The organism is Coleofasciculus sp. G2-EDA-02, from assembly GCF_040226375.1.
Taxonomy (GTDB): Bacteria; Cyanobacteriota; Cyanobacteriia; order Cyanobacteriales; family Coleofasciculaceae; genus Coleofasciculus.
Genome location: NZ_JAVKEW010000006.1, coordinates 22,253 through 30,413, shown reverse-complemented (window position 1 = coordinate 30,413; position 8,161 = coordinate 22,253). Strand labels below are relative to the sequence as shown.

At 46.3% G+C, this 8,161-nt stretch carries 2 protein-coding genes; both read left to right on the top strand.

Annotation, left to right across the window (positions count from 1 at the left end; genetic code table 11):
• The first annotated feature begins 428 nt into the window (after positions 1-428).
• The gene (locus RLO19_RS00460; RefSeq protein ID WP_446352848.1) at positions 429-4,214 is read left to right on the top strand and encodes a two-partner secretion domain-containing protein; all 3,786 of its coding nucleotides are present in this window, start codon (positions 429-431) and stop codon (positions 4,212-4,214) included.
• A gap of 131 nt (positions 4,215-4,345) precedes the next feature.
• Positions 4,346-7,930, top strand: a complete 3,585-nt coding sequence (locus RLO19_RS00455; RefSeq protein ID WP_446352846.1) for a two-partner secretion domain-containing protein — start codon at positions 4,346-4,348, stop codon at positions 7,928-7,930.
• Positions 7,931-8,161 lie beyond the last annotated feature (231 nt).

Here is an 8,161-nt window from a genome sequence, read left to right as displayed (position 1 = left end):
TAGTCTGGCTTTGGCGGGATGACAAGTATTTAGTGGCTCCAAGTTTTGATTGATTACGAAAACTCGCATAATGCGAAACTCCTATTACTAGGGTAAATTGTGCCTCGTCAATGTTATTAAGGCTTGTTGTGCCTAAGTCACTGGTTATACCTAAATCACCTGTTTAAACCTAGACGGCTTTTAAACTATGAGCTGGCAAGCACCCATAGATTCCGTGACCCCAATAACGTAGCGTTTGCTGAGACTGGCTATCCATCAATGGAATGATCGTGTTGTCCACGGTTGTCCAGTGTTAGGCGGATAGCATCGGTTAGAAATTTTGGTACAGTATGTGAGCCTACTGTTCCTGTTTCCTGTTCCCTAGGGTTAAATCGTCTCGACTTGAGATATAATAGTGCCTTCTTAAACATCATCTACCATCTCAGGATATGGCAAACCAGGCATTATGGCATAGACCATGGGGGTTAAGCCTGATTATAGCGGGATGGGGCGCGATCGCATCCGTCGCCTCACCTACCTTGGCGCAGATTCAACCCGATACTACCTTAGGTGCTGAAAATTCTATCGTGACACCAAATGTGGAGATAAAAGGCTTACCCGCCGATTTGATTGAAGGAGGGGCGATTCGCGACACAAATCTGTTCCACAGTTTTGGGGAATTTAATATCACAGAAGGCGGGCGCGTCTATTTTGCTAATCCCCTTGGAATTGACAGGATTTTCTCTCGTGTGACGGGTTCTGATATATCCGACATTCTGGGAACATTGGGTGTAAACGGAGGTGCGTCTTTATATTTACTCAATCCCAATGGGATTATCTTTGGAGAAGGGGCGCGTCTGGATGTATCGGGTTCCTTTGTGGCAAGCACAGCCGATGGGGTGGTATTTGAGAATGGGTTTAATTTTAGCGCTAGCAATCCCCAAGCCCCACCAATACTCACTATTAATGTAACGCCAGGATTGCAATATGGGCAAAATCCGGCAAATGCTTCTATTGCCAATAGGGGAAACTTAGAGGTTGGGCAAGATTTAACCTTAGCAGCAGGCAATCTGAATTTACAAGGTAAAGTTTCTGCCCAAAGAGATTTAAACCTGCAAGCTACAGATACAGTAATAATGCAGGATACAATCAGCAATCCGTTTATCGCGGCGGCGGGAAATCAGTTAGAGGTGGAAGGTGGGAATGGTATCAATATTTCAGCGTTGAATCATCGGTCGAGTGGACTATTTTCCGGTGCGGATTTAGTCTTGCGTTCAGCTAATCCAGTTAAGGGAAATGCACACTATACAACCGGGGGCAGTTTTCGCATAGAAGATTTAGAAGGGAATTTGGGAAGGTTAGAAAGTCCAGAAGACCCCATTATTCGTGCCAGTGGAGATGTAATTTTAGGCGGGTATCAAGGCGCTTCACTACATATTCTGGCGGGAGGGAGTGTGACGATTCCAGGGGGAGTTGTGATTCTGTCGGCTGACCCCATAAATGGTATTGTAGAAACCATTACTCTTTCAGATGGCACGATTTTATCTATTAATGGCAAAACTCAACCAACGTTAGATATCCGGGCGGGGACAACAGCATTTAATCTCCCCGATATTCAGGGTATCCCAGGGACGGGAATTATTGTTCCGCCTTTACCCAATCCCTTGGGAATTCCCACAAGTGCTGATATTACGATTGGCGGTATTTTTGTTGATGCACCGGATGGCGTTGTCTTTGTCAGCAATCAATACCAACCAAATTTATCCTTAAGAGGTGGAGAAATTACGATTAATGGTGTTTCGGGAGCGGCGATAAGTCCGAATCCAGTTAATCCGGCGGCGACTATCGGTGCAATCACGATTGACTCCAGAGAGGGTATTACAGTTAATGGCACAGTGAATGGGAGTTCTCTAATGGGGAATGGTGGCGATATTAGCCTGATTGGGGAAGGAGATATTATCACTTCAGATGTCTTTTCTCTAGGGGCATTAGGAGGAACGATTAAACTAAGTAGTCAAGGTGCGATCGCGCTGAATGGGTTACTCAATCCCTCTGGCTTAACTCGCAGCGGCGATATCTTCCTAGAGGCGAAGGATAACCTGACCACGTCTCAAATCCTGTCGGTGGGCGGGTTAGCTGGTACGATCAACCTGAGAAGCAATGGCACGATATTGGTCAATGATCACCTGATTAGCAGTATCAGTATCAGCCCAGAACCTGGTACTAGCGGCGGTGACATTATTGTCGATGCCAAATCCCTATCTTTAAATAATAGCGCTCGCATTGTTACCGCCACATTGGGTGCGGCGAATGGGGGAGACTTGCAAGTGACAACCGCCGATTCGGTAGAATTTCAGGGACTATCAAATAATCCAGTTAACCAAGACTTGTTTAGAGCGTTATTGGCAGGACTTGATCGTCTCCCGGAGAACATTGTATCAGCACCCGCTTTAGCCGCCGCGTTAACGGCTACCGAAAACCCCATCCTGGGACAAATTTCCGGGAGTGGTTTGTATGCACTAACAGCTATCGGCACAGGAAATGCTGGAAATATCGACATTGAAACGGGACGATTATTCAGTCAAGATTTAGGACGAGTCACCACTAATACCATCGGTCAGGGTGATAGTGGAAATTTAACCATAAATGCTGATTTAGTGGAAGTGATTGGCAGTTCATCCCCCGATAATGCGGGTGGCTTATTCTCGCAAACCAACGGATTGGGAGATGCTGGTAATTTAACCATAAATACAGACAAACTGATTATTCGCAATGGCGGATTAGTCTCAGCCTCAACAATTTTGGCGACGGGTGATGGGGGAGTTGTGACAGTAAATGCGGCGGAATCGATCGATATTATTGGCACAACACCAGAGGGCAACTTTCCTAGTGCCATTGGCAATATCGCCAGAGGCACCGGTGATGCGGGAAATATCTTTGTGAATACAAAACGGTTGATGATTCGCGATGGCGGTGCGATTGGTACAACCACCTTTAGCCAAGGAGATGGTGGCGATTTAACCGTGAACGCTTCGGAATCAATAGATATTATTGGTAAAGCCGCCGTCGGTGAGATTCCCAGCGCCATTTCTGTCGATACCTTTTCCCTATCGCCTGATGCGGGAGACGCGGGTAACTTATTGGTGAATACCCGACAGTTAAGAATAGAAGATGGTGCCTTTATCTCCGCCTCCACCTTTGGTGCAGGGCAAGGGGGAAATTTACAAGTTAATGCGACTGAATCAATAAATTTGAGTGATCGTTCAATCGATGGGTTTCCTAGTGGTTTATATGCTCAAGGATTTGGTACAGGAAATGCAGGAGATTTAGAGGTCAAAACTGAGAAATTGAGGGTTGAGGATGGAGCAAGGATAACTGTAGCTACGGGAACGATAGCGGATGATACGCAGCTTACAGCTAATTCCTTTAGTTTTGGGTTTGGGCTAGAGGTTGAGTTTAGTGATCAAGCCACTGGAAATGCTGGTACAATGCGGATTGAGGCTAATTCCATCCAGCTTGATCATCACGGTTCTCTCATTGCCAAAACAGTTTCGGGTGAGGGGGGTAATATCAATCTTCAGGTAGAAGATTTAATCCAAATGCGCCGCAATAGTCTGATTTCGGCAGAAGCGTTTGGGGGTCAAGGGAATGGGGGCAATATTGATATAGATACGGAATTTGTCGTGGCGATTGAAGATGAAAATAGTGATATTGTCGCGGATGCATTTGGCGGAAATGGGGGCAATATTAATATCACCGCTCAAAGTATTTTTGGGCTAGAATTTCGTCCAGAACGAACGCAAGAAAGTGATATTACTGCCAGTTCTCAATTTGGGTTAGAGGGGAATGTGGTGTTAAATACGCCCGATAGTGACCCCAGTCGCGGATTAATCCAATTCCCAACTCAGCCTGTGGATGTGCGAGGATTAGTGAATCAAGTGTGTCAGGCTGATGTGGTGGAAAACCGCAGTCAGTTTGTGGTGACGGGGCGCGGGGGTTTACCGCCCAAACCGAATGAGTTATTGCGGGGGGAAGCGGTATTAGCCGATTGGATTCCCTTAGAATCAGAGGCTGATGAATCGGTTGAGGTGACGACAACAATACCAAGGTCAAATGTTAAAATTGTGGAAGCCAATGGGTGGGAAATTGATGCTGAGGGAAATGTTACTTTAACCGCGTCTATCGCCAATTCTACGCCTAAAGCATTCTGGGTTAATCCCAGTTTCTGTGATTAAGTGTGGCGATGAACCTCAAAATTAACAAAAATCAGAATAAGTTGTCTCTATCCCAGGGGGGTAGATTAATTCAACTTAATGGCGGCATGATTAACTTTTTTTTAACTTTTTTGGGAAGGACTATCTACCAAATGACTAGAAATTGGACAGTGAAACTAGCCGGATTGTTAGCGATGGGAGGGACAATTACTGTTTTAGAGAATCCTGTCCTCGCTCAAATGACTCCTGATACTACCTTAGGTGCTGAAAATTCTATCGTGACACCAAATGTGGAGATAAAAGGCTTACCCGCTGATTTGATTGAAGGAGGGGCGATTCGCGACACAAATCTGTTCCACAGTTTTGGGGAATTTAATGTAGGTGAGGGGGGGCGGGTTTATTTTGCCAATCCCCTTGGAATTGACACGATTTTCTCTCGTGTGACGGGTTCTGATATATCCGACATTCTGGGAACATTGGGTGTAAACGGAGGTGCGTCGTTATATTTACTCAATCCCAATGGGATTATATTTGGTGAACAGGCGCGTCTGGATGTAGCGGGTTCCTTTGTCGCAAGCACAGCCGATGGGGTGGTATTTAATCATGGGTTTAATTTTAGCGCTAGCAATCCCCAAGCCCCACCAATACTCACGATTAATGTAACACCGGGATTGCAATATGGGAAAAATCCGGCAACTGCTTCTATTGCTAATCGGGGGAACTTAGAGGTTGGGCAAGATTTAACCTTAGCAGCAGGCAATCTGAATTTACAAGGTCAACTTTCTGCCCAAAGAGATTTAAACCTGCAAGCTACAGATACAGTAATAATGCAGGATACAATCAGCAATCCGTTTATCGCGGCGGCGGGAAATCAGTTAGAGGTGGAAGGCGCTAACCTTATCACTATTTCGGCGTTGAGTCATCCTAATAGTGGACTCTTTTCCGGTGCAGATTTAGTCTTGCGTTCAGCTAATCCAGTTAAGGGAAATGCACACTATACAACCGGGGGCAGTTTTCGCATAGAAGATTTAGAGGGAAATCTGGGAAGGTTAGAAAGTCCAGAAGACCCAATGATTCGTGCCAGTGGAGATGTAATTTTAGGCGGGTATCAAGGCGCGTCACTACATATTCTGGCGGGAGGGAGTGTGACGATTCCAGGGGGAGTTGTGATTCTGTCGGCTGACCCCATAAATGGTATTGTTGAGAACATTACTTTGTCCGATGGCACGACTGTATTAATTGATGGAAAAGCAAAACCAACGTTAGATATTCGGGCGGGGACAACAGCGTTTGATATCCCAGATATTCAGGGTATCCCAGCCACGGGAATTATTGTTCCACCTTTACCCAATCCCTTAGGGATTCCCACAAGTGCTGATATTAGGATTGGCGGTATCTTTGTTGATGCACCGGATGGCGTTGTCTTTGTCAGCAATCAATACCAACCAAATTTATCCTTAACAGGTGGAGAAATTACGATTAATGGTGTTTCGGGAGCGGCGATAAGTCCGAATCCAGTTAATCCGGCGGCGACTATCGGTTCAATCACGATTGACTCCAGAGAGGGTATTACAGTTAATGGCACAGTGAACGCGAGTTCTCTAATGGGGAATGGTGGCGATATTACCTTAATTGGGCAGGGAGATATCCTCACCTCTGATATCTTCTCCATTGGTGCAGTGGGCGGAAGGATTAAACTAAGTAGTCAAGGTGCGATCGCGTGGGATAATCATCTCATTGGTAGTGCGAGTATCAGTCCGATTCCTGCGCCCAATCTCCAAGGCGGTGATATCCAAATCCAGGGGAATTCAGTCTCCTTAACCAATGGCGCACGAGTGATTGCTGGAACCTTAGGGGCAATCCCAGCCGGAAATGTCACGGTACAAGCCACAGAATCCGTCGAAGCCAGTGGTGTGACGATGGGGGGTGCGGTGGATAATCCCCTGTTAAACGCCATTCCTGGGGTAAGGGATTTTCTCGCCACCATTCCCAGTAGCGGCTTCTATTCGATTACAGCCGGAGATGGTGCGGCGGGAAATATCACCATTGAAACACAGCAATTAAACTTGCGATCGGGCGCACAGGTATCAACGTCAACCTTTGGCAGGGGTCAAGGGGGCAATTTAACCGTAAAAGTCTCCGATACCGTGGAACTGACGGGTGTCTTAAATGGAAACATTGGGGGTTTGTTTACCGAAGCAAGTAGTTCTGGAAATGCAGGAACCCTAACCATTGAAACCGGACGATTGATGATTCAAGAAGGGGCAAATGTATCCGGAACGACGTTTGCTCAAGGGAGAGGAGGAGATTTAGAGGTGAATGCCTCTGAGTCTGTAGAGGTGATTGGGGTGTCTTTGGTTGAGGGTGTTCCTAGTCTTTTAAGCTCTGGAACTCTAGGTACTGGTAATGCGGGAAACTTAACGATTAATACCCGCCGCTTGATTATCCGAGATGGCGGATTTGTTGAGAGTGGCACAGCAGGTTCCGGTGAAGGTGGAGATTTAACCGTGAATGCGTCTGAATCAGTAGAAGTGATTGGCAAATCTCCGATTAATATCATTCCCAGCACCTTAGGTACTGATACCATCAATACATTAGCGAATCCCACAGGTGGAGGAAAGGCGGGAAATCTGACCATTAATACGGGGCGATTAATTATCCAAGATGGGGGATTTGTCACCGCTTCATCGGTTGGTGATGGGCAAGGGGGAAATTTATTCGTCAATGCGGCTGAATCGGTAGAATTAAGCGGGACATCTGCCGATGGGTTTCCCAGTGGATTATATGTCCAGGGATTTGGTACAGGAAATGCGGGGAATTTGCAGGTGAATACGAATCAATTGATAGTCCGGGATGGCGCAAGAATTACAGCCGCAACCGGAACAGCAGCCAATGACTTACGTCTGAGTGATTCCACGTTAGGATTTGGGGTGTTGCAAGGTCTGATTCTGCCAAATCAAGCCACAGGAAATGCCGGGGAAATGCAGATTACAGCCAACTCGATTAACCTAGATAACCAAGGGGCTTTGATTGCCAGTACCGTATCCGGTGAAGGCGGGAATATGACCTTAAAGGTAGAGGATTTAATCACAATGCGCCGCAATAGCTTGATTTCGGCAGAAGCATTTGGCGGTCAGGGGAATGGGGGAAATATTACTATCGACACCGAATTTATTGTGGCGGTGGAAGACGAAAATAGCGACATAGTTGCCGATGCTTTTGGGGGTGATGGCGGCAACATTAATATCACCGCGCAAAATATTTTTGGGTTAGAATTTCGTCCCCAGCGCACACCAAAAAGTGATATTACTGCCAGTTCTCGATTTGGGTTAGACGGTAATGTGGTGCTGAATACCCCTGATGTTGATCCCAGTCGGGATTTAAATCAATTACCCACTCAACCGATAGATGTGCAGGGATTAGTGGGTCAAGTTTGTCAAGCGGATGCTGGACTAAATCAAAGTAGTTTTGTCGTCACCGGGCGCGGCGGTTTACCCCCTAAACCCAATGAATTGCTACGGGGGGAAGCGGTATTTGCTGATTGGATTTCCTTAGATTCATCAGGAAGCGATAACAATAATAGTACGGCAACTATTCCCGATAAACCTTCTCAACCGCGCCAGATTGTGGAAGCCAATGGATGGATTAGAGATGCTCAAGGTAATGTTATCCTCACGGCTGAGGCGACTAAGGTGACAATTGAGAGTCGCCAAGTCAATCCTCCTATGTGCGAGTAAATATAGAGGGAACAGGAAATGGGAAAGTTATACCGAGTTGCGATTAAACATAGTAGTAGCGTGGCACACTTAAAATGGTGGATTAGTATTGTAGGGGCGCACGGTGTGCGCCCAATTTCACCGTAAAATCTATTCCACAATTTTAGCTGTGTCAGTCCAGTAGATAGGAAAAGCAGGGGAGACACGGCATTGCCGTGCCCCGACAATGCAATCTTGTTGGGATGAAATAGT